Origin of the sequence: Nocardiopsis mangrovi, assembly GCF_042653925.1 — a bacterium.
Lineage (GTDB): Bacteria > Actinomycetota > Actinomycetes > Streptosporangiales > Streptosporangiaceae > Nocardiopsis_B > Nocardiopsis_B mangrovi.
The window spans coordinates 1-21587 of record NZ_JBHSFQ010000004.1; the positions used below are offsets into that span (position 1 = coordinate 1).

General features: G+C 70.9%; 16 protein-coding genes, 1 tRNA gene and 1 pseudogene. 6 read left to right on the forward strand and 12 right to left on the reverse strand.

Features of this window, described 5'->3' with window-relative positions; genetic code table 11:
* Positions 1 to 916: 916 nt before the first annotated feature.
* From coaE to polA, 5 genes and pseudogenes are all read right to left on the reverse strand, one after another.
* Positions 917 to 1507, reverse strand: a pseudogene (gene coaE / locus ACFO4E_RS05760) (dephospho-CoA kinase); the annotation flags it as partial.
* A 270-nt stretch (positions 1508 to 1777) separates the two neighbouring features.
* Positions 1778 to 2320, reverse strand: coding sequence for a GNAT family N-acetyltransferase (locus ACFO4E_RS05765; RefSeq protein ID WP_378571975.1), 543 nt, complete (start codon positions 2318 to 2320; stop codon positions 1778 to 1780).
* Positions 2321 to 2633: 313 nt separating this feature from the next.
* On the reverse strand, positions 2634 to 4133 hold the full coding sequence (gene rpsA, locus ACFO4E_RS05770) for a 30S ribosomal protein S1 (RefSeq protein ID WP_378571976.1): 1500 nt from the start codon (positions 4131 to 4133) through the stop codon (positions 2634 to 2636).
* 749 nt (positions 4134 to 4882) lie between these two features.
* Positions 4883 to 5314 (reverse strand): alternative ribosome rescue aminoacyl-tRNA hydrolase ArfB, encoded by a 432-nt coding sequence (arfB, locus tag ACFO4E_RS05775; RefSeq protein WP_378571977.1) that lies wholly within the window; start codon positions 5312 to 5314, stop codon positions 4883 to 4885.
* Between the two features lie 167 nt (positions 5315 to 5481).
* Complete coding sequence (gene polA, locus ACFO4E_RS05780) at positions 5482 to 8145, reverse strand: DNA polymerase I (protein ID WP_378572262.1); 2664 nt, start codon at positions 8143 to 8145, stop codon at positions 5482 to 5484.
* 269 nt (positions 8146 to 8414) lie between these two features.
* On the opposite strand from polA, the gene ACFO4E_RS05785 reads away from it, so the two are divergent.
* From ACFO4E_RS05785 to ACFO4E_RS05795, 3 genes are all read left to right on the forward strand, one after another.
* Entirely contained in the window at positions 8415 to 8831 is a 417-nt protein-coding gene (locus ACFO4E_RS05785; RefSeq protein WP_378571978.1) for a PaaI family thioesterase, read from the forward strand.
* A gap of 185 nt (positions 8832 to 9016) precedes the next feature.
* On the forward strand, positions 9017 to 9850 hold the full coding sequence (locus ACFO4E_RS05790) for a DUF554 domain-containing protein (RefSeq protein WP_378571980.1): 834 nt from the start codon (positions 9017 to 9019) through the stop codon (positions 9848 to 9850).
* Between the two features lie 526 nt (positions 9851 to 10376).
* The gene (locus ACFO4E_RS05795) at positions 10377 to 11609 is read left to right on the forward strand and encodes an ABC transporter substrate-binding protein (RefSeq protein ID WP_378571981.1); all 1233 of its coding nucleotides are present in this window, start codon (positions 10377 to 10379) and stop codon (positions 11607 to 11609) included.
* 86 nt (positions 11610 to 11695) lie between these two features.
* Here ACFO4E_RS05795 and ACFO4E_RS05800 read toward each other — a convergent pair whose 3' ends face one another.
* From ACFO4E_RS05800 to ACFO4E_RS05820, 5 genes are all read right to left on the reverse strand, one after another.
* Positions 11696 to 12532 carry an ABC transporter ATP-binding protein gene (locus tag ACFO4E_RS05800; RefSeq protein ID WP_378571982.1) on the reverse strand — a complete coding sequence of 279 codons (837 nt, stop codon included), beginning with the start codon at positions 12530 to 12532 and terminating at the stop codon, positions 11696 to 11698.
* Positions 12529 to 13416 carry an ABC transporter ATP-binding protein gene (locus tag ACFO4E_RS05805; RefSeq protein ID WP_378571983.1) on the reverse strand — a complete coding sequence of 296 codons (888 nt, stop codon included), beginning with the start codon at positions 13414 to 13416 and terminating at the stop codon, positions 12529 to 12531. Before ACFO4E_RS05805 ends, ACFO4E_RS05800 begins: the two co-directional genes overlap by 4 nt.
* Positions 13406 to 14392 (reverse strand): branched-chain amino acid ABC transporter permease, encoded by a 987-nt coding sequence (locus tag ACFO4E_RS05810; protein ID WP_378571984.1) that lies wholly within the window; start codon positions 14390 to 14392, stop codon positions 13406 to 13408. The genes ACFO4E_RS05805 and ACFO4E_RS05810 overlap by 11 nt, the downstream gene beginning before the upstream one ends.
* A gap of 12 nt (positions 14393 to 14404) precedes the next feature.
* On the reverse strand, positions 14405 to 15847 hold the full coding sequence (locus ACFO4E_RS05815) for a branched-chain amino acid ABC transporter permease (RefSeq protein WP_378571985.1): 1443 nt from the start codon (positions 15845 to 15847) through the stop codon (positions 14405 to 14407).
* A 330-nt stretch (positions 15848 to 16177) separates the two neighbouring features.
* Positions 16178 to 16750 carry an ANTAR domain-containing response regulator gene (locus ACFO4E_RS05820; RefSeq protein ID WP_378572263.1) on the reverse strand — a complete coding sequence of 191 codons (573 nt, stop codon included), beginning with the start codon at positions 16748 to 16750 and terminating at the stop codon, positions 16178 to 16180.
* Positions 16751 to 16883: 133 nt separating this feature from the next.
* Here ACFO4E_RS05820 and ACFO4E_RS05825 point away from each other — a divergent pair.
* Both ACFO4E_RS05825 and ACFO4E_RS05830 read left to right on the forward strand, forming a co-directional pair.
* Positions 16884 to 16966, forward strand: a tRNA-Leu gene (locus ACFO4E_RS05825).
* 369 nt (positions 16967 to 17335) lie between these two features.
* A complete protein-coding gene (locus ACFO4E_RS05830; protein WP_378571986.1) occupies positions 17336 to 18274 on the forward strand; it encodes a DUF1266 domain-containing protein in 939 nt (312 codons plus the stop codon).
* 410 nt (positions 18275 to 18684) lie between these two features.
* Here ACFO4E_RS05830 and pyk read toward each other — a convergent pair whose 3' ends face one another.
* Positions 18685 to 20115 (reverse strand): pyruvate kinase, encoded by a 1431-nt coding sequence (gene pyk, locus ACFO4E_RS05835; RefSeq protein ID WP_378571987.1) that lies wholly within the window; start codon positions 20113 to 20115, stop codon positions 18685 to 18687.
* Positions 20116 to 20186: 71 nt separating this feature from the next.
* A complete protein-coding gene (locus ACFO4E_RS05840) occupies positions 20187 to 20741 on the reverse strand; it encodes a type 1 glutamine amidotransferase domain-containing protein (protein ID WP_378571988.1) in 555 nt (184 codons plus the stop codon).
* Positions 20742 to 20857: 116 nt separating this feature from the next.
* On the opposite strand from ACFO4E_RS05840, the gene ACFO4E_RS05845 reads away from it, so the two are divergent.
* Entirely contained in the window at positions 20858 to 21547 is a 690-nt protein-coding gene (locus ACFO4E_RS05845) for a maleylpyruvate isomerase family mycothiol-dependent enzyme (protein WP_378571989.1), read from the forward strand.
* Positions 21548 to 21587: the final 40 nt, after the last annotated feature.

The window sequence follows — 21587 nt, forward strand, 5'->3', positions numbered from 1 at the left end:
GCCGATGAGATTCAGCTGCTCGTCGCCGGTCAGCGTGGCGGGGTCCACGGTGAGCACCCAGTCCGCCATCAACCCCCCGGCCAGCGGAGGCTCGGCTTCGGGGGTCACCTCCCGAGGGAGGTCGGCGGCAAGAGGAATGCTCATAGCCATGATTTTATCGAACTCCAGTTCTAAATACAAGGAGTCATCTCATGATTTCTCCGAGTGATTTATGCTGGTGATGGGCAGAGGCGGACAGGCTCGGGCGCAAGGGGCGGTCCTCTGAGACGCCCGCAGCGCCTGCGGTGGGCCGAGACGGACTCAGTAGTCAGGGAACGGGAGCGGGAGCCATGAGTGGCGCGCAGCGGTGTGCCCGGGGCCGAAGGCGGACCGTCGTCCTCTTCACAGCCACCAACCGAGGAGCAGCGAGGCCGCACCCCTCGCGCGAGCGACGCGACCACCGCCCGTGACCCACCACCCGCCGTCGCCGCCCGCCTTAACGGAAGGAGACGACCACGGCGATGCCCCTCGCCGCCGCTCCCCCATCCGCCGTCGCTGCATGTCTTGACCGACACCACCACGGCCCCGCAAGATGCGCGCCCGTCCTTGGCCCACTCCCGCCCTCGCCGCCCGCTTTAACGAGAGGACGCGCCCACGGCAACGGCTCGCACCGTCCCGAGCCGACCACCCGCCGTCGCGGCCCGTCTTGACCGGCACCACCACGGCCCCGCAGGATGCACGCCGCCCCTACCCCGCTCCGGCCGTCGCCGCCCGTCTGAACGTGGGCGGAACACGCCGTTCAGCCGGTCGACGGACCCTGCCTCGGCGCGCCGTCTCCGCCGTCTCCGCCCGTCTCGGCATCTCGGGCGCCTCCGCCGCCTCCGCCGCCACGGCCGCCTCCGCCGCCACGGCCCCCACGGCCGGCGCGGGCATCGGCGGCCCGGCGTTCGAGGTCGGCGGCTACCTCCCCGACCCTGCGGTCCAGGTCGGCCTCGGTGCCTGAGTTGTCAATGACGATGTCGGCCGCCGCGAGGCGGTCCTCTCGGGTGGCCTGGGCCGCGATGCGGGCGCGGGCCTGGTCGGGGGGCATGCCGCGACCCTCTCGCAGCCGCGCGATGCGGACATCCTCCGGGGCGTCGACCACGATCACCACGTCATAAAGCGGACCGAGGCCGTTCTCCACCAGCAATGGGACGTCGTACACGACGACCGACCCGTTCGGAGCCTCGGCCATCAGCTCTTCGGTGCGCTCCGCCACCCTCGGGTGCACGATGGCGTTCAGCCGGGCCAGCTTGGCGTCGTCGGCGAACACGATCGCGCCCAGCCGCGGCCGGTCCAGCGCACCTTCGGGGGTCAGGACGTCCTCACCGAATTCCTCGACGATCTCCGCCAGGGCCGGGGTCCCGGGTTCGACGACCTCGCGGGCGATCCGGTCGGCATCGACGACCACGGCGCCGCGCTCGGCGAGCCGTCGCGACACAGCGCTCTTACCGGAGCCGATCCCGCCGGTGAGTCCCACACGCAACATGAGACAGACCCTACGCGCCCGAGCGTCCCGCGTATCCGACGCGCCCCACTACGCGGGCACACACCCGTCTCCCCCTGCACGAGCACACACCCGTGTCCCCTACGCGGGCACCCCACCCGTCGTGTTCCCTACGCGGGCACGCACCGCGTCCCCTGCGCGAACACGCACCCGCACACCCGCGTGCCACTACGCGCGCACGCATCCGCGCACCCGCGTGCCAGTACACGGGCAGGCACCCGCACACCGCACCGCCGTCGCGCCGTCCCCGGCCTACACCGGCGCCGCGGGATCGGGAAGCTGCCTGCGCAGATGCACCATGGTCAGGTGGTCGGCGATGCGTTCGCGGCTGGTCTCCACGTACCCCAGGGACCGGTAGAGCCGCAGGTCGTCGCCGACCGCCTGGCCGGCGAACAGCGCGAGGGCGCGGACGTCGGGGAATAGCTCGACGACGTGGCGCTCCATGGCGGTCAGCAGGGCACGGGCGATCCCCTTACGCCGCTGGTCGGGGACGACCGCGAGGCGGTTCACCAGGAACGTGGGGCCGGTGCTGCGGCCGCGCACGATGCCCACGATCCGCGTGCCGGACACCGCTTTGAGCAGCGGAAAGCCGGCCGCCATATGCCCGGCGACCTGCTCCTGCGTCTCGGTCAGAGCGGCGATGTAGGGGTCGCCGTAAGCCTGGGCCTCGTCCAGGTAGGCGGCCCGCTGGACGGTCCAGATCTCGCCGGCGTCGGCGGCCTCCGCGGCGACGATGTCCAGCCCCCCTGAGCGGACCGCCGACCGGCCTCGGACCGCAGATCGGTCTGAGACCACCGACCGACCTGGGACCTCCTCGGGGTCTCGCCCCGGATCCCCCGCCGCGTCCGCCGCGTCCGTCGCGCGGGCTGCTGCGAGGTCGCTCCGCTGGGTGCTCATGGCGGCTCCGGTTCCGGTCGTGGCTCCGCGGCTCCGCAGCCCGGTCCCCCGGTCCCGTGGTGAGGGAGGCCGCGACGGCCGTCCCTGCCGACCATAGCGAAGGGCCGCCCCCCTCACGGGGAGCGGCCCTCAGCGATTCGCACTCGGTCCGGCGGCGGAGGGCCCGGCCCGTGTCAGGGCCGGTCGTACCGCCGCGCGGTGGGAGGGGAGGCTACTCCCCGCCGCCCGCGAGCTTCTCGCGCAGTGCGGCCAGCGCCTCATCGGAGGCGAGGGCACCGCCCGAGGAACCGGAGTCGGCGTTGCCGCCACCGGTGCTCGACGAGGAGCTGGTGGCCGGCGCGGCCTCGCTCTCGAACGGCGGCTCCGCGGCGGCCTCGGCCTCGGCGGCCTGGGCCTCCTCGACCTGCTTGCGGTGTGCCTCGAAGCGAGCCTGGGCGAGAGCGTACTGCTGCTCCCACTCGTCGCGCTGTGCCTCGAAGCCTTCGAGCCACTCGCCACTGTCGGGGTCGAAGCCCTCGGGGTACTTGTAGTTCCCCTGCTCGTCGTAGTCGGCGGCCATGCCGTACAGCGTGGGGTCGAAGTCGACCTGGTCCGGCGAGACGCTCTCGTTCGCCTGCTTCAGCGAGAGGCTGATGCGGCGGCGGTCGAGGTCGATGTCGATGATCTTCACGAAGATCTCGGTGCCGACCTGGACGACCTGCTCCGGGATCTCCACGTGGCGCTCGGCCAGCTCGGAGATGTGGACCAGGCCCTCGATGCCCTCCTCGACGCGGACGAACGCGCCGAACGGGACGAGCTTGGTGACCTTGCCGGGGACGACCTGCCCGATCTGGTGCGTGCGGGCGAACTGCTGCCAGGGGTCTTCCTGCGTGGCCTTGAGGGACAGGGAGACGCGCTCGCGCTCCATGTCGACGTCGAGGACCTCGACGGTGACCTCCTGGCCGACCTCCACGACCTCGCTCGGGTGGTCGATGTGCTTCCAGGACAGCTCCGACACGTGGACCAGACCGTCGACCCCGCCGAGGTCGACGAAGGCGCCGAAGTTGACGATGGAGGAGACGACGCCCTTGCGGATCTGACCCTTCTGGAGGGTGTTGAGGAAGGTCTGGCGGACCTCCGACTGGGTCTGCTCCAGCCAGGCGCGGCGCGACAGGACCACGTTGTTGCGGTTCTTGTCGAGCTCGATGATCTTGGCTTCGAGCTCACGGCCGACGTAGGGCTGGAGGTCGCGGACGCGCCGCATCTCGACCAGGGAGGCGGGGAGGAAGCCGCGCAGGCCGATGTCGAGGATGAGACCGCCCTTGACGACCTCGATCACCGTACCGGTGACGACGCCGTCCTCTTCCTTGATCTTCTCGATCGTGCCCCAGGCGCGCTCGTACTGCGCGCGCTTCTTGGACAGGATGAGGCGGCCTTCCTTGTCCTCCTTCTGGAGGACCAGGGCCTCGACGTGGTCGCCGACGGTCACGACTTCGCCGGGGTCGACGTCGTGCTTGATCGACAGCTCACGCGAGGGGATCACACCCTCGGTCTTGTAACCGATGTCGAGCAAGACCTCATCTCGATCGACCTTCACGATGGTGCCCTCGACAATGTCACCGTCGTTGAAGTACTTGATGGTCTCGTCGATCGCTGCGAGGAAGGCTTCCTCGGACCCGATGTCGTTGACCGCTACCTGGGGTGTCGAGGTGGCCTCGGTGCTGCTCGTCATGTGTGGGTGGACTCCGGACACGGATATGGACAGAAATTGGCACGCCATGGAGTCGAGCGACAACGGCGGGCCATCCGGATCACAGAGCGGAAGCCGAGATTGCGACATCACGGCGTAGCCCCGGAATATCCGAAGTACCGACCGGATCGCCGCGCCCACCCGACGGAGGGCCGGTTCGAGGTAGCGGGGCTGTCTGCCACACCCGGCACGGATCCAGGGTCGAGTTGCGCACGCGAGTCCACAACGCTCCGGCCAGAATATGAGACGCGGGCGTCTAGGTCAATCGGAATCCGCACGGCCAAAGCGGCCACGACCGGCTTCGAGGCATCCTACTCCGGGGTCGCCCTCCTACGGTACGGGGGTGGGGCCTGCATACAACGGAGGATCCGGTACCGCGTGTCGCGGCGGTGTCACCGAATCGGCGGCCGACATGGCGCCGGACTAAGCGGTGGGTCCGGCGGTGGCTCCGGCAGGCAAACCCGCCGTGGGACCGGCGGATCCGAGACGGGATACGCGGGACGACCGCCGGAACCCCCAGGATATCCATCATCGGAACCGTCCGGAAATCGATCTCCCGAAATCGGTTCCTCGAAATCCTGCCCGAACCGAAGATCAGCCCCGGAGGATCGGACCCCCGAAGATCAGACCCGCGGTGCCGGAACTCCCGCCGCCGGTCTCCCGGAACCGGCCTCCCTGCCCCCCGATCCCCGACCCCCGGGACCGATGCCGGTGACCCGGTGCCCCGGTGATCAGTCGTCGAGGCGGCGGGACCGCGAGCGCTTGATGTCGGAGCGGCGGCGCTTGGCGTCGAGCCGCCGTTCGCGCGACGCCCGGCTCGGCTTGGTGGCCCGCCGGGGCCGCGGACCCGGCGCGGCGGCCTTGGAGATCAGCCCGGTCATGCGCTCCCGGGCGAGGTCGCGGTTGCGGGCCTGGGAGCGGCTGTCGCTGACGGTCACGGTGAGCACGCCGTCGACGAGGCGGGCCTGGAGGCGCTGGAGCGCCCGCGCACGGTGGTCGTCGGAGAGCATCGAGGTGGCGGCGATGTCCAGGGAGAGCGATACGCGGGTATCGGAGGTGTTGACGTGCTGCCCTCCGGGCCCGCTGGAGCGCGAGAAGCGCCAGACCAGCTCGTCCTCGGGCAGGAAGAGGCGGATACACCCCCGCGATGAACGCGCCGACATCTCCGGTCCCTCCCTCGTCCTCCGCGTGACGTCCTGTCGAATCGTCCCGCTGGTGCCGATCGTCCCGCACCTTCGCCTGCGCTCCGGGGCCGGGCGCCCTCGTGCCCCTGGCCCCTTGCCTGTGGCCTCTGGTTGCCTGTGGCCTCTGGGCCCTGGGCCCTGGGCCGTCAGTGTGCGGCGTCGTGCCAATCGCGCCCGATTCCGACGGATACCGCGAGCGGCACACGCAGATCATAGGCGCTCGCCATCCGATCCGACACCAGTTTTCGCACCTGCTCGATCTCGCCGGAGGGCACCTCCAGCACGAGTTCGTCGTGCACCTGGAGCAGGACGCGGGCGGTGTACCCGGACTCACGCAGCCCGGCGTCGACGTTGAGCATGGCGACCTTGATGATGTCGGCCGCCGACCCCTGGATGGGCGCGTTGAGCGCCATGCGCTCGGCCATGTCGCGCCGCTGCCGGTTGTCGCTGGTGAGGTCGGGCAGGTAGCGCCGGCGGCCGAGCATGGTCTCGGTGTAGCCGTCGCGCCGGGCCTGCTTGACGACGTCCTGGAGGTAGTCGCGGACGCCGCCGAACTGGGCGAAGAAGTCCTCCATGAGGCCGCGGGCCTCCTCGGGGGTGATCCCGAGCTGCTGCGAGAGCCCGAACGCGCTCAGCCCGTACGCCAGCCCGTAGTTCATGGCCTTGATGCGGGCGCGGGCCTCGCCGTCGACCTCGTCGACGGCGGTCTTGAACACGCGCGCCGCGATCTCGGCGTGGAAGTCGTGGCCGGTCTGGAACGCCTCGATGAGCGCGGCGTCCTCCGACAGGTGCGCCATGATGCGCAGTTCGATCTGGCTGTAGTCGGCGGTGAGGAGCTGGTCGTAGCCCTCCCCCACGACAAAAGCGCGCCGGATGCGGCGGCCGGCGTCGGTCCGCACGGGGATGTTCTGGAGGTTGGGCTCGGTCGAGCTGAGCCGGCCCGTGGCCGCCACGGTCTGGTTGTAGGTGGTGTGGATGCGGCCGTCGTCGGCGATGGTCTTGATCAGGCCCTCGACGGTGGTCCGCAGCCGGGTCTGGTCGCGGTGGCGGAGCAGGATGACGGGGAGCTCGTTGTCGGTCCGCTCGGCCAGCCACGCCAGGGCGTCGGCATCGGTGGTGTAGCCGGTCTTGATCTTCTTCGTCTTGGGCAGGTCCAGCTCCGTGAAGAGGATCTGCTGCAACTGCTTGGGCGAGCCGAGGTTGAACTCGCGGCCCACCACCCGGTGGGCTTCGTCGACCGCCTGGCGCTGGGCCGCCGCGAACTCGGCCTCCAGGCCGTCGAGGTAGGCGCGGTCGGCGGCGATGCCCATGCGCTCCATGGCGGCGAGCACCCGCACGAGGGGCATCTCGACCTCGTGGAGCAGCCGCTTGCCGCCGCGCTTGTCGAGGTGGGTGTCGAGGCCGTCGGCGAGGTCCAGGGTGGCGCGGGCGCGCAGGGCGAGGTCCTGGCGGGCCGCGGCGTCGTCGTCGCCCTCGCCGGTGATGTCGAGGGCCAGCTGCGCGCCGTCGCCCTGCGGCTCGGCGAGTTCGCGGCCGAGGTAGCGGCGGCACAGGTCGGTGAGCTCGAACTTGCGCGCCCCCGGCTGGACCAGGTAGGCGGCGAGCGCGGTGTCGCTGGTGACGCCGTGGAGCTCCCAGCCGTGGGCGGCCATGGCCAGCAGCGGGCCCTTGGAGTCGTGCAGCGCCTTGAGGCGGGCGGGGTCGGCCAGCCATGCCGAGAGGGCGGCTTCGTCGTCGGGGTCGAGCCGGGCGGGGTCGATGTAGGCGGCGGCGCCCGGGGCGGTGGCGATCGCCAGGCCGGTGACCGTGCCGGTGCCCTGGCCCCATTGGCCGGCGACCGCGAGGCCGGTGCGTTCGGGGCCGGACGCGGAGGCCGTGAGCCACGCGGCGAGCTCGCCGGTGCCCGGAACGCTGAGGTCGACGGCGAAGCCCTCCTCGGGGGCCGGGGTCGCGGGGGCGCCCTCGGCCTCGGGGAGGACCGAGAAGAGCCGGTCGCGCAGCGTGGAGGCGAACTCCAGGTCGTCGAAGAGCGTGTTGATGGCGTCGCGGTCGGCCTCGCGCCGGATCAGCTCGGCGACCGCGGGGTCGATGCCGACCTCGGTGTCGAGCCGGTTGAGCTGCTGGTTGCGCAGCACGGAGTCGAGGTGGTCGCGCAGGTTCTGGCCGGCCTTGCCGGGGATCTCGTCGACGTGGGCGACGAGGTCGTCGAGGGAGCCGTACTTGGTGATCCACTTGGCCGCGGTCTTGGGGCCGACGCCGGGCACGCCCGGCAGGTTGTCGGCCTTCTCGCCGACCAGGGCGGCGAGGTCGCGGTAGCGCTCCGGCGGCACGCCGTACTTCTCCTCGACGCGTTCGGGGGTCATCCGGGTGAGATCGGAGATGCTCTTGCCCGGGTACAGGACGGTGCAGGAATCGGTGACGAGCTGGAAGGCGTCGCGGTCGCCCGAGGCGATGAGCACCTCCATCCCGCCCTCGCGGGCGCGCGAGGCCAGGGTGGCGATGACGTCGTCGGCCTCGAAGCCCTCGACGGATACGCTGGTCACGCCCATGAGGATGAGGAGTTCCTGGACGAGTCCCACCTGTGAGGGGAACTGCTCGGGGGTCTCGGAGCGCCCGGCCTTGTACTCGTCGTAGGCCTCGTGCCGGAAGGTGGGCCCCGACAGGTCCCAGGCGACGGCGATGTGGGTGGGCTGCTCGTCGCGCAGCAGCTTGATCAGCATCGAGGTGAAGCCGTAGACCGCGTTGGTGGACTGGCCGCTGCTGGTGCCGAATTTCTCGACGGGCAGCGCGTAGAACGCGCGGAAGGCCATGGAGTGGCCGTCGAGCAGCAACAGGCGCTGAGGGCCGGTGCCGCCGCCACCGCCTTCGGATACGGCCCCGCCCTCCTGCGCCGGGGTGGACGGGCTCTGCTCGGGGGTCACTGGTGTCGTCGCCACATGGGAATCCTAGGATGCTGTACGGACTTTTTCGCGGTCCTCCGGCAGGGCGGCGCCGGTCCGGTCGGCCGCCGGGCCCTGTGCCGCCGCCGGACCCGGCGCGGGGCGGCCGCCGAAATCCACTCGATGAGAGCAGGTTCACGATGACGCTTGATGCCGCGGGACTGGCCGAGATCATGGGGACCGACAACGCCGGCGGCGGGCTGGGCGAGCGTATGGGGCTGGAGGTCCTGGAGGCGTCGGCCGAGCGCGTGGTCGGGCGCATCCCGGTCGAGGGCAACACCCAGCCCTACGGCCTGCTGCACGGCGGCGCGTCCTGCGTCCTGGCGGAGACGCTGGGCTCGGTGGGCTCCGCGATCCACGCCGGCAAGGGGCGCATCGCGGTCGGCATCGAGATCAGCGCCACCCACCACCGCGGTGTCACCTCCGGGTACATCACCGGAGTCGCCACCGCCGTGCACCGGGGCCGTACCCTGGCGACCTGGGACATCGTGGTCACCGACGACGACGGCAAGCGCGTGTGCACGTCGCGGCTGACCTGCATGCTGCGCGACGCCTGAACCGCCGCTGAACCGCGGCCGATCCGCCGCTGATCGGCCGCACCCGGTGGGGTGGACCGGTTCCGGGACCGCGGGCGGGTCCATGGCCGTCGGCCCACATCCCACCATCTCGCCATCCCACCGACCCGTGGGCGCGGGGGGCGCCGCCGCCCACCACCGACCGACCACCACTCTGAGGGGACCCCATGCCCGGACTCGGCACGCTCATCAACGTCGCGACGATCGTCATCGGCGCGGGCATCGGCCTCGCCCTGGGGCACCGGCTCCCGGAGCGCACGCGCGAGGTCACCACCGTCGCCCTGGGGATGGTCACGCTGCTCGTCGCGGGCCTGAGCACCGTGGAGATCACCTCCCCCGCCCTCGTGGACGCGGTGGGCGGCTCGGCTCCGGTGCTCATCGTCCTCGCCTCGCTGCTGATCGGCGGTATCGCCGGGTCCCTGCTCCGCCTGGAGGAGCGGCTGGAGGACCTGGGCGGCGTGGCGCGCCGCCTGTTCACCCGCTCCCGCTCCCGCTCCGCGGTGCCCGCCCCCGCTGCCGCCGGGCCGGTGGAGGGCGAGGCGGCCGGCGCGGGCGGAGGTTCCGACGGCGAGGCCGCGGCGGCGCACGCCGGCGCGCACCGGTTCGTCGAGGGGTTCGTGAGTTCGTCGCTGGTGTTCGTGGTGGGCCCGCTGGCGATCCTGGGGGCGATCAGCGACGGCCTGGGCCACGGGATCGACCAGCTGGCGCTGAAGGCGACGCTCGACGGGTTCGCCGCCATCGCCTTCGCGGCGGGGCTGGGTGTCGGCGTCATGGCGTCGGCGGTGCCGGTCCTGATCTACCAGGGCGCGTTCACCGTGCTGGGCGTCGTTCTCGGCAACTTCCTGCCGGAGGCGTCGGTCGCCGCGCTGACGGCGACCGGAGGGCTGCTGCTGATGGGCGTCGCGCTGCGGCTGCTGCGGATCCGCTCAGTGCCGGTCGCCGATCTGCTGCCGGCCCTGCTGGTGGCGCCGATCCTGACCGCGGTGGTCGCGGCGTTCTGAACGGGGTATGACCCGCGCAGTGGTGTACCGCCGCAGACCCGACCGCCCCACCCGCCCCACCGGCCCGCGCGACACCACCGGCGCCCGTGAAGTCGGTACCGCCCGATCCCGACCACCTCACCACCCCACCACCTCACACACGACGCTACCGACGCCCGTGAAGTGGGGCTTAACCCCGCGGCAATATCCACCCCGCGCCCCTTTCCCCGTGCCCGCCGGCCGTGCCCGCCGCCGCCGGGCACGCACCGTGAATACAAAGAGCGATTCGTGGCGGACCGTCCGTTAGAGAATCTTCTGAACTGGGACTTTCTTCTACGGGAATGACTACGGAGAGATAACGGCAAGAACCCGACTCGGCACCGACATATCCCGCTATCTACCGAATGATGGTGGTTGGGGATTAAGCTCCGCTAACGCACGTGGTTAAGCGGGCGGTCACTTTTCGCACGTCATCACGCCGCGTCGCATTCCCCCAGCGCTACCGAGCCCTCCAGCGCTACCGAGCCGGTTGAACGGAGAGACCTCAATGCCGAGCAAGAAGGCCCTCAGCCTCACCGCGACGGCCGCGGCCATCGCCCTTGGATTGACAGCCTGTGGCGGCGACACCGGCGGCGGAGGCGGGGAGGGAGAACCCCTCCAGTACGGATACATCCTCCCCGAGACCGGTGACCTCTCCCACCTCGGCCCGCCGCAGATCAGCGCGGCGCAGTACGCCCTGTCGGAGATCAACACGGCCGGCGGCGTCCTCGAGACCGAGCTGCCCGACTTCCTCGCGGGTGACGAGGCCAACGACGCCGCCCAGGCCAACGACGCCGCCAACCGGCTCGTCGACCAGGACGCCGACATCATCATCGGCGCCGCCGCCTCCGGCATGACCCAGGCCGTGATGGACACCGTCACCGGTGCCGAGGTCGTCCAGTGCTCCGGCTCCAACACCGCCCCCGGCCTCGCCGAGGAGGACGAGAGCGGCTACTACTGGCGCACCGCCCCCAGCGACAACATGCAGGGCCCGGTCCTCGCGGAGAAGATCGCGGGCGACGGCCACCAGTCGGTCGCCATCACCTACCGCGCCGACGACTACGGGGAGGGCCTGGCCAACGCCGCGGCCACGGCCCTGGAGGAGAACGGCATCGAGGTCGTCTACCAGGAAGGCTACGACCCCAACTCCAGCAACTTCGACTCCGTGGTCGGCGAGATCAGCGGGGCGGAGGCCGACGCGGTCGTCCTCGTCTCCTTCGAGGAGGGCGTGCAGATCATCACCGGCCTCATCGAGGGCGGTGTCGAGGCCGCCCAGATGTACGGCACCGACGGCCTGAACGACGAGACGCTCGCCGAGAAGGTCGACGCCGAGAACCCGGGTGCCATCGAGGGCTTCCAGGGCACCGCGCCCGACACCGGTGACGAGGGCTTCGTGGGCGACCTGACCGCCTTCGACGAGGACCTCGAGGTCCTCCAGTTCGCCGGGCAGGTCTTCGACTGCACGATCATCACCGCGCTCGCCGCCGAGCAGGCCGGGAGCACCGAGCCGTCGGAGTTCGTCAACGAGATCGAGGCGGTCTCCAAGGACGGCACCGAGTGCTCGACCTTCGCCGAGTGCCGTGACCTGATCGCCGAGGGCGAGGACATCGACTACCAGGGCGTCAGCGGCCCGATCGACTTCAACAGCGAAGGCGACGTCACCTCGGCGACCTTCCAGATCTACGGCTACGACGCCGAGGGCGTGCACAGCAAGCAGGACGCCATCACCGTCACGGAGTAATCCGCAACGGGGAACGCCGAAGGGGGGGCCGCCCGGCCGGGCGGCCCCCCCTTCCATGTGCCGTTCTATCGTGCGGTGCCGCCGGCTCAGCCGGCCTTGGCGAGGGTGCCCAGGTACAGCTCCACCACGTTCGGGTCGTCGAGCAGGTCGCGCCCGCTGCCGGTGTAGGCGTTGCGGCCCTGGTCGAGCACGTACCCGCGGTCGCAGATCTGCAGGCAGCGCCGCGCGTTCTGCTCCACCATGATGACCGAGACGCCGGTGGAGTTGATCTGCTTGACCCGCTGGAAGACCTCGTCCTGGAAGATCGGGGACAGGCCGGCGGTGGGTTCGTCGAGCAGCAGGACCGACGGCTCCATCATCAGTGCCCGGCCCATGGCGACCATCTGCCGTTCGCCGCCCGACAGCGCGCCGGCCTTCTGCTTGCGGCGCTTCTCCAGCAGCGGGAACAGCTCCGCGACGGCCGCCAGGCGGTCCCGGAAGGTCTTCGGGCGCAGGAACACGCCCATCTCCAGGTTCTCCTCGACCGTGAGGCTCGGGAACACGTTCTGGGTCTGCGGGACGTAGCCGACCCCGCTCGACACCAGCTCGTGCGCGCTGCGGTTGGCGATGCTCCCGCCGCGCAGGGTGATGTCGCCCTCGCGCACCTGGATCAGCCCGAAGATGGTCTTGATCAGCGTGGACTTGCCCGCCCCGTTGGGGCCGATGATGCCCACGACCTCGCCCTCGCGCAGGGTCAGCGTGCACCCGTTGAGGATGTTCACCTCGGGGACGTAGCCGGCCTTGACCTCGTCGGCGATCAGCAGGTACTGCGACCGGTCCCCGATGGAGTCGGCGTGGGCCTGCTCCAGCACCTCCTCCCGGACGTCCTGGAGCGCGCTCGCGTCCGGGGCGCCACCTTCGGTGGCGCCGATGTCGTCGCTCATGACGTCTCCTCCGTCCCGGCGGGCTCGTCGTGCTGTACGCCCAGGTAGGCGTCGATGACCTGGGTGTTGGAGCGGATGTCGGCCGGGCGGCCCTCCGCGATCACCTTGCCCTCGGCCAGTACGACGATCCAGTCGCTGATGCCCATGATCACGTCCATGTCGTGCTCGACGAAGAGCACGGTCATGCCTTCGTCGCGCAGGGCCGTGATGTGCCCCAGCAGCGACTGCACCAGCGCGGGGTTCACGCCGGCCATCGGCTCGTCGAGCATCACCATGGACGGGTTCACCATGAGCGAGCGCGCCATCTCCAGCAGCTTGCGCTGCCCGCCCGAGAGGCTGCCCGCGAGGTCGTCGCGCTTGGCGTCGAGCTTGAACCGGCGCAGCAGGTCCATCGCCCGTTCGCGGTTGGCCGCCTCCTGGCGGCGCCACACCGGGCGGGCGAACGCGCCGGCGAACCGCTCTCCGGACTGCCCCGGCGCCGCCAGCAGCATGTTGTCCAGCACCGTCATGCGCGTGAGCGCCTTGGTCAGCTGGAACGTGCGCACCATGCCCTGGCGGGCCACCTTGTGCCCGCTGAGGCCGTTGACCGCCTTGCCCTGGAACGACCACGTTCCCTTGTCCACCCGGTCGAACCCGGTGAGCAGGTTGAACAGCGTGGACTTGCCCGCGCCGTTGGGGCCGATGAGCGCGGTGATGGTGCCGCGCTGCACCTCCAGGTGGTCGACGTCGACGGCGGTCAGCCCGCCGAAGGAGCGGCGGACGCCGTCGGCCTTGAGGATGGCGTCGGGCTTGGCCACGCCCGGGACGGGATCGACCCCGGCCATGCGGTCCACGGGCGCCTGCGCGCCCGCGGGCGCGGGCGCGGCGTTCGCGTCACTTGACATTGACCAGCATCTCCTTGCGGTTTCCGATGAGCCCCTGCGGCCGGTAGACGATCAGCAGCAGCAGCGCGACACCGACGAACGCGTGCCGCAGCGCCCCGACGTCGGAGGTGCCGAGGAAGCCGAGGACGCCCATGGAGGCCAGCGACCGCAGCGTCTCGTCGAACGCGGTGAGCAGGAACCACATCACCACCGGGCCCAGGACCGGGCCCCAGGTGGTGGCGGCCCCGCCGAGCAGCAGCATGGCCCACAGGTAGAACGTCACCTGCGGCATGAACTGGTCGGGGGTGATGTTCTGCTGGTGCAGCGCGATCATCGCGCCGGCCAGGGCGCCGAAGACGCCGCCGAGGACCAGGGACTGCATCTTGTAGGCGAAGACGTTCTTGCCGAGGCTGCGCACGGCGTCCTCGTCCTCGCGGATGCCCTTGATCACGCGGCCCCAGGGGCTGTGCATGAGCAGCGCCGTCACGCCCAGCGCGCCCGCCGCCAGGCTCCACGCCACCAGCATCAGCCAGGCCTGGTTCGCCGAGAAGTCGACGTCGCCGATCCCGTAGGAACCCGGCGGGATCGGGTTGGCGTCGTAGAAGCCGTCGGCGAAGCTCTGCAGCCCGTACACGCCGCCGGTCACCGGGCGGGCGAATTCGGCGCGGTAGAGCAGGCGCAGCACCTCCGCCACCGCGATCGTCGCGATCGACAGGTAGTCCGCCCGCAGCCGCAGCGTCGGGATGCCGAGCAGCAGGGCGAGGACGGCCGCGCAGCCGACGCTGGCGAGCAGCCCCGCCCACAGTGGGAGCTGGAAGGTGGTCACCGACACGGCCACGCCGTAGGCGCCCACGAGCATGAAGCCGACCTGGCCGAAGTTGAGCAGGCCGGTGTAGCCGAAGTGCAGGTTGAGCCCGATCGCCGCGAGCACGTAGACGGCCGCGACAGGCCCGATCGCCGTCTCCAGGGACATGGCGAGGATGTTGAGAATGTCCATCGTCCGTCTCCCCTAGCCGACCCGTTCGCGGCGGCCCAGGATGCCCTGGGGCCGCACCAGCAGCACGACGATCATGATCGCCAGCGCCCAGGCGTTCATCAGCTGCGGTGAGAACCACAGCGTCGACAGTTGGGCGATCAGGCCGATCGCCAGGCCGCCCACCATCGCGCCGTAGGCGGTTCCCAGACCGCCCAGGATGACCCCGGCGAACATCAGCAGCAGCAGGTGGAAGCCCATCTGCCAGTACACGGTCTGGTTGAGGCCGAGCAGCACGCCGCCCAGCGCCGACAGCGAACCGCCCAGGCCCCACACGTAGAGGGTGACCCGGTTGACGTCGATGCCCGAGGACTCGGCGAGGTCGCGGTTGTCGGCGACGGCGCGCATCGCCTTGCCGATGCGGGTGAACTGGAGCATGCTCGCCACGACCACCAGGACGGCGATCGAGACGACGAGGATGCCGAAGTCGCGCGGGGTGATCGAGACCGGCCCGAGGTCCCACATCTCCTGGATGCGGAACTGCTCGTACTTGTTGCGCCGGGCGCCGAAGGTGACCAGCAGGACGTGCCGCAGGATCAGCGAGACGCCGATCGTGACGATGAACATCTGGATGAGCGCGACGTTGCGGCGCCGCAGCGGGCGCCAGAGGAAGCGCTCCAGCAGCAGGCCCAGCGCGCCGCCGAAGACCACCGCGACGACGGTGGCGAGGATCAGCGGGTTGGCCAGCAGGCCGAGCACGGGGATGCCCTCGAACACTTCGTGGATCGACGAGAACAGCGTCATCGTCGAGAACATCATCGCGATCATCGCGCCGAAGGTGACCATGTCGCCGTGGGCGAAGTTGATCATCTTGGTGGTGCCGAAGATGAGGGACAGCCCCACCGACGAGATCGCGATGATCAGGCCGAAGATGACGCCCGCCAGCGCGAGCTGGGCGGCCCGTTCGCCGAAGGGGGTCCCGGCGCTGACGCCCGGCACCTCCTCGATGACGCCCTCTTCGCTCCCGGAGTCCTCCCCGGACCCGCCGGCCTCGTCGTCGTCCTCGGAGGCGGAGGCGCTCGGCGACTCCTCGACGGCGCCTTGGCCGGCCGGCGCGAGCCGGTAGACCACGGCGAACGGCTGGCCCTCCCGGACCGTCACGTCCCGCTCGGCCCCCGCGGGGCGCTCCAGCAGGTCGTATTCCTCGGGTATGGACTCCTGGTCCAAGACCACGTGGAAGTCGCCCGGTTCGGGGACCTCCACTTCCCATTCGCCGCCGGAGTCGGTGGTCGCCGTGCCGATCTCTTCGTCTCCCTGGGTGACGGCGATGTCGATGCCCTCGACACCTTCATCACTATCGGGGACCCGGATCTGGCCGAAGAGCGACTCACCGCCTGGGGCGTCTGCGGCCGCGGTCGCCGGGATCGCCATGATGGTGGCGATCAGGGCGAGCAGCACAGTCACGAGGCGTGTGCGCACGCGCGCTCCTTGCGCATATCAGAATCGACGGTTCGGGCGGAACGCCCGAAACCACGGTTTGCTGGTTGATGGCGCAACTTTAGCCCGGTTTACCCCGATACTTCAGCAGTCCTAAAGACCACGTGATACAAACGTCATTGCATCGTGCATCTGAGCGCACATTTGTGATTAAATCGGGACATTTTGCAGGTTGACGGCGGCCCGAACCCGCCTTGAGCGCGCACCGGCCCCCGCGAGACCCACACGAACCCACACGGGATCACACACAATGACAACGGGCCCCGCCGCCGATCGAGTGATCGGCCACGGGGCCCGGGCGGCGTCGTCCGGCTACTGCCGGGGCGGCTCGGTCAGGGTCTCCACGACGGTCTCGGCGACCTTGCGCATGGTCAGCCGGCGGTCCATGGAGTTCTTCTGGATCCAGCGGAACGCCTCGGGCTCGGTGAGGCCGTGCCGGCTCTGGAGCAGCCCCTTGGCGCGCTCGACGAGCTTGCGGGTCTCCAGCCGGTCCTGGAGCCCGCTCACCTCGGCCTCCAGCGCGGCCAGTTCGGCGTAGCGGCTGACGGCCATCTCGATCGCCGGGACGAGGTCGGCCTTGTTGAACGGCTTGACGAGGTAGGCCATGGCCCCGGCGTCGCGGGCGCGCTCGACGAGCTCGCGCTGGGAGAAGGCGGTCAGGATGACCACGGGCGCGATCCTCTCCCCCGCGATGCGCTCGGCGGCGGACAGGCCGTCGAGCACGGGCATCTTGATATCGAGGATGACGAGGTCGGGCTTGTGCTCGGCGGCCAGCCGGATGGCGGTCTCACCGTCACCGGCCTCGCCGACGACGGCATAGCCGTCCTCCTCCAGCATCTCCTTGAGGTCCAGCCGGATCAGCGCCTCGTCTTCCGCGATCACCACGCGGCTCTGCGTCGTCGTCACGTACATGAGGGTACCGAGAACGTGTAGACTCCACGACGTCGCCTGGCACAACGGGGCCAAGACGATACACCGATCCGGTCGAAGCGCCCACCACGGCGGACCGGGCATATCTGCCGGAATGATGGAATGGCAGACATAATGGTCTCAAACACCATGGTCCGAAAGGGCGTGTGGGTTCGAATCCCACTTCCGGCACCCATCAGGCGCACACACACCTGACCCCCGATTCGGGTGGTCCCCGGCCGGTGAACCCCGTGTCACCCGCCGAGGACCACCCGAATCGTTTGTCGCGGCCCCCTCTCGTTCGTCGCGGCCCCCTTCACGCACCGAGGGTTCCGGTCCCGCGGTCCCACCCGTGTCGTCACCGGGTTTTCAGCCACGCAATTGCAGATCACCGCCGTCCGCGGTCACATCACGGCCACAACCTGAGCACAACCCGTGGGTTTGGGCGCCAGTAGCGGCGGAGGTCGTCGATGCTGGGATTCCGGGAGTGTTCCGGGCGGTGGCGGTATCGGGCATGCGACTTCTTCCCGCCGTCGCCGTCCGTGGTGAAGGGAGTGGCGGGTGCTCACCGCGGTGGCCGGGGTCGTCGGCGCGCTGACGATCGCTGCGTGGGCGGTCGTGGCCTGGGGCGCGAAGCGGCGGGATCCGTGGCTGATGGCGCCCCTGGCACTGGTGATAGCGGTGCTGGTGGCCGTCGGCGAGGCGGGCTGGGCCTTCCTGCCGATCCTGCTGCTGGCCGGGGGCTCGTTCACCCAGCTCGTCATCGGGGCGCGGGAGGCACCGGCGCTGCGCACCAAGGACCCCGACGGGCCGCTGAGCACCGAGCGGTGGGCGGCGGCGGTGGCCGCCCCGTTCCGGGTCGCCCTCGCCGAGCCGTGGGACGTCGTCGTGCGGCCGCAGTTGCGCCGCCGCTACCGGCGGGTCTTCGCGCTGGAATGGGAGATCACCGACCGCGCGTCGCTGCTCGCGACCGTCGACCGGCTCTGGGCGGAACTGCACGCCGGGCAGAGCGCCGACCTTGTGGTGGACCTGCGCACCGGCACGGCGCGCAGCCGCGCACAGGAGGGCGGGGAGGCCGCCACCCTGCTGACGCCCGCGCAGGTGGAGCGGATGCGCGAGGTGACGGGGGCCGGCTCCGCCGACGAGACCGTGGTGATCGGCGCGTACCAGTGGTGGAAGTCGGTCCACCTGATCCGGCTGGCGTGCGGCGGGGCCACGCTGGACTGGCTGAGCCAGGCCGAGACCCAGAACCTCTTGCGCAGGGTGGCCACGGACCTGCAGCGCCGCTATGCGAGCTGGCAGCAGTTGGCCGAGGCGTTCCACGGCGGCTACCTGATGTGGCACGGGGGCGGGTCGGACGACGCCGCGTCGGACCGGGTCTGGACCGCGCTGGGGCTGCTCACCAGCGACCCGGCGAGTCCGTGGAACCTGCTGCCGTGGGACATGCCGCTGGAGCGGGTTCCCTATGACAACGGCGTGAGCAACGCGCAGCCGCAGTAGCGTGCCGCGCGGGAATCGCTGAGCGAGCCGAAGCCGCCGCCTTGAGGGCGCCCCGCAGGCTGAGCGGGAAACACCGAGCGAGCCGAAGGGGCGCCGGCGGTGGCTGGACTGAGGAGCGGTGTGCGACCGAGGAACGAGGGAGTACGCCGCGACGAGGGAAGCCGCCGCCTTGAGGGCGCCCCGCAGGCTGAGCGGGAAACCGAGCCGAGCGAGCCGAAGGGGCGCCGGCGGTGGCTGGACTGAGGAGCGGTGTGCGACCGAGGAACGAGGGAGTACGCCGCGACGAGGGAAGCCGCCGCCTCAAGGGCGCCCCGCAGGCTGAGCGGGAAACGCTGATCGGGAGACACCGTCAGGCCCCTCCCCGGGTCAGCGCGGGTGCGCTTCCCGGGGCTCGGGGCCTTGGGGATGTGTCACTTCCCGTGGGCGATGGCGTCGCCGATGCGGTGCACCCGCAGCGAGTTGGTGGAACCGGGTGTGCCGGGCGGGCTGCCCGCCACGATGACGATCTTGTCGCCCTTCTGGTAGATCCCCAGCTCCAGGAGCTGGCTCTCGACCTGGCGGACCATTTCGTCGGTGTGGTCGACCCACGGCACGCAGTGGGTCTCGACGCCCCAGGTCAGGGAGAGCTGGGCGCGGGTGGCCGTGGTGGTGGTGAAGGCCAGCAGCGGGATGGGCGAGCGGTAGCGCGCCAGGCGCCGGGCGGTCTCCCCGGACATGGTGAACGCGACCAGGGCCTTGGCGCCGACGGTGGCTCCGACTTCGGCGGCGGCGCGGGCGATGGCCCCCCCGGTGGTCTCGGGGACCCGGTTGAGGATGTGCGAGGCGCGCAGCGATTCCTGCTCGGCCGCCGCGACGATGCGCGCCATGGTGCGCACGGTCTCGGTGGGATAACTGCCGACGCTGGTCTCGCCCGAGAGCATGACGGCGTCGGCGCCGTCGAGGACGGCGTTGGCGACGTCGGATGCCTCGGCACGGGTGGGCCGCGGCGAGCTGATCATCGACTCCAGCATCTGCGTGGCGACGATGACGGGCTTGGCCTTGTCGCGGCAGCGCTCGATGGCGCGCTTCTGCACCATCGGGACGTTCTCCAGCGGGAGTTCGACGCCGAGGTCGCCGCGGGCGACCATGACGCCGTCGAACACCTCGATGATGTCCTGGAGGCGCTCGACCGCCTGCGGCTTCTCGATCTTGGCGATGAGCGGGACGCGCACGCCCATCTCGTCCATGATGCGGTGGACCTCGTCGGCGTCGGCGGGGCTGCGCACGAACGACAGCGCCACCATGTCGACGCCCTGGGCGAGGGCCCAGCGGAGGTCCTCCTCGTCCTTGTCGGTGAGGGCCGGGACGCTGACCGAGACGCCGGGGAGGTTGAGTCCCTTGTGGTTGGAGACCGGGCCGCCGAAGACGACGCGGGTCTGGACGTCGGTGCTCGTGGTCTTGGTGCATTCGAGGACGACGCGGCCGTCGTCGATGAGCACGCGGTCGCCGGGGCGGACGTCGCCGGGGAGGCCCTTGTAGGTGGTCGACACCTTGTGGGCGTCGCCCACGACGTCGTCGATGGTCACGGTGAACTCGTCGCCGGGGGCGAGTTCCACCGGGCCGTCGGCGAAGGTGCCGAGGCGGATCTTGGGACCCTGGAGGTCGGCGAGGATGCCCACGCTGCGCCCGCTGGCCTCGGCGGCCGCGCGGACGTGCTCGTAGTTGGAACGGTGATCTTCGTGTGTTCCGTGGCTGAGGTTGAGTCGCGCCACATCCAGCCCGGAGTCGACGAGTTCGCGGATGCTCTCCGGACTCGACGTGGCCGGACCGAGGGTCGCGACGATTTTTGCTCGACGTGTCACGCTTAACACTCTAGGGCTTGTCGGCGGTGGAATGGTCTAAACCAGGTTGCGACCAGGCATACGCCCGGCCGCTACTTGGCGAACGCGTCGATCGCCGCCCGGTCGAATGCGGGCAGGTCAGCGGGTGTGCGGCTCGTGACGAGGGTGTTGGGTCCCATGGGGCACACGACGACCTCCTCGTCGACCCACTCCCCGCCCGCGTTGGCGATGTCCGTGGCCAGGCTGGCGTAGGAGGTGACGCGCCGGCCCTGGACCGCGTCGGCTTCGACGAGCGTCCAGGGGGCGTGGCAGATGGCGGCCACGGGCTTGCCGGTGTCGAAGAACCCTTTGACGAAGGCCACGGCACGGGGGTCGGTGCGCAGGTGGTCGGGGTTGGCGACCCCGCCGGGCAGGACCAGGCCGCTGAAGTCGGCGACCTCGACGGCGTCGAGGGTGTCGTCGACCGGGAACGTGTCGGCCCTGTCGAGGTGGTCGAACATCTGGATCCGGCCGCCGGCGGTCGAGACCAGCCGCGGCTCGCCTCCGGCGTCGCGCACCGCCTGCCAGGGGTCGATCAGTTCGACCTGCTCGGTGCCCTCGGGTGCGGCGAGGAAGGCGATGGTCTTGCCGGTGAGATCTGTGGCCATGGGGTTCACGTCCCTCTCCGTGTCGAAGGGCCGGGCCGCCCGGGGTCGGGGGCCGTTCCACCTCCACTGCCCATACGAACCGTTGTTACGCGTCGCGGAGTCCTAGGGTGGCGGGCATGGAGCGTACGGAGGCGGCCGGGGCGCTGGCCGCGGAGGTCGGCGGGTTGCTGGAGGCCCTGCGGGGCCTGTCGGAGGACGACGCTGTGCGGCCGACACGGTGCGCCCCGTGGGATGTGGCGGCGCTGGCGGCGCACACGGTGGGGGCGCTGCGCTCGGTGGTGGTGGCGGTCGACGGGCCCGAGCCGGAGCGGGCGGAGGTGACGGCCGCCGGCTACTACGCGCCGGACGTGCGGTTCTCGCCCGAGGTGAACCGCGACCGGGTGGACCGCGCTCTCGACGCCGCGGCGCGCCGGGCGGACGCCGGGGAGGCGGGGCGGACGGGCGCGGCGCTTTGGCGGGACGTGCGGGACCGGGTGGAGCGGGCGGCGCCGGACCGGGTGGTGCGGACGCGGCACGGCGACGCCATGCTGCTGACGGACTTCCTGGTGACGCGGGTGGTGGAGGTGCTACTGCACGGGCTGGACCTGGCCGACGCGCTGGGGCGGGAGCCGTGGGCGGCGCCCGGGGCGGTCGGCCTGGTGGGGCGGCTGCTGTTCGGCGGCGCGGATCCGGCGGCCCTGGAGCGCTCAGGGGTGTCCGGGTTGGCGGCGGTGCGGGCCGCGACGGGCCGGTCGCTGCCGGGGCGCCCTGGGCCGGAGGCGTTCACGGGGGCGGGGGTGCGGTTCCTGGCGCTGGGTCCGGGGTGACGGGCGGGCGCACGGCGGATGCGGTGCGCCCGCTCGGTGA

Excerpts from the sequence above, each read along its gene's own strand:
- ACFO4E_RS05845 (WP_378571989.1), top strand. The coding sequence starts at position 20,858 with ATGGAGCGTACGGAGGCGGCCGGGGCGCTGGCCGCGGAGGTCGGCGGG.
- ACFO4E_RS05795 (WP_378571981.1), top strand. The coding sequence starts at position 10,377 with ATGCCGAGCAAGAAGGCCCTCAGCCTCACCGCGACGGCCGCGGCCATC.
- ACFO4E_RS05800 (WP_378571982.1), bottom strand. The coding sequence starts at position 12,532 with ATGAGCGACGACATCGGCGCCACCGAAGGTGGCGCCCCGGACGCGAGC.
- rpsA (WP_378571976.1), bottom strand. The coding sequence starts at position 4,133 with ATGACGAGCAGCACCGAGGCCACCTCGACACCCCAGGTAGCGGTCAAC.
- ACFO4E_RS05810 (WP_378571984.1), bottom strand. The coding sequence starts at position 14,392 with ATGGACATTCTCAACATCCTCGCCATGTCCCTGGAGACGGCGATCGGG.
- ACFO4E_RS05840 (WP_378571988.1), bottom strand. The coding sequence starts at position 20,741 with ATGGCCACAGATCTCACCGGCAAGACCATCGCCTTCCTCGCCGCACCC.
- arfB (WP_378571977.1), bottom strand. The coding sequence starts at position 5,314 with ATGTCGGCGCGTTCATCGCGGGGGTGTATCCGCCTCTTCCTGCCCGAG.
- ACFO4E_RS05790 (WP_378571980.1), top strand. The coding sequence starts at position 9,017 with ATGCCCGGACTCGGCACGCTCATCAACGTCGCGACGATCGTCATCGGC.
- ACFO4E_RS05805 (WP_378571983.1), bottom strand. The coding sequence starts at position 13,416 with ATGTCAAGTGACGCGAACGCCGCGCCCGCGCCCGCGGGCGCGCAGGCG.
- ACFO4E_RS05785 (WP_378571978.1), top strand. The coding sequence starts at position 8,415 with ATGACGCTTGATGCCGCGGGACTGGCCGAGATCATGGGGACCGACAAC.
- polA (WP_378572262.1), bottom strand. The coding sequence starts at position 8,145 with ATGGCCTTCCGCGCGTTCTACGCGCTGCCCGTCGAGAAATTCGGCACC.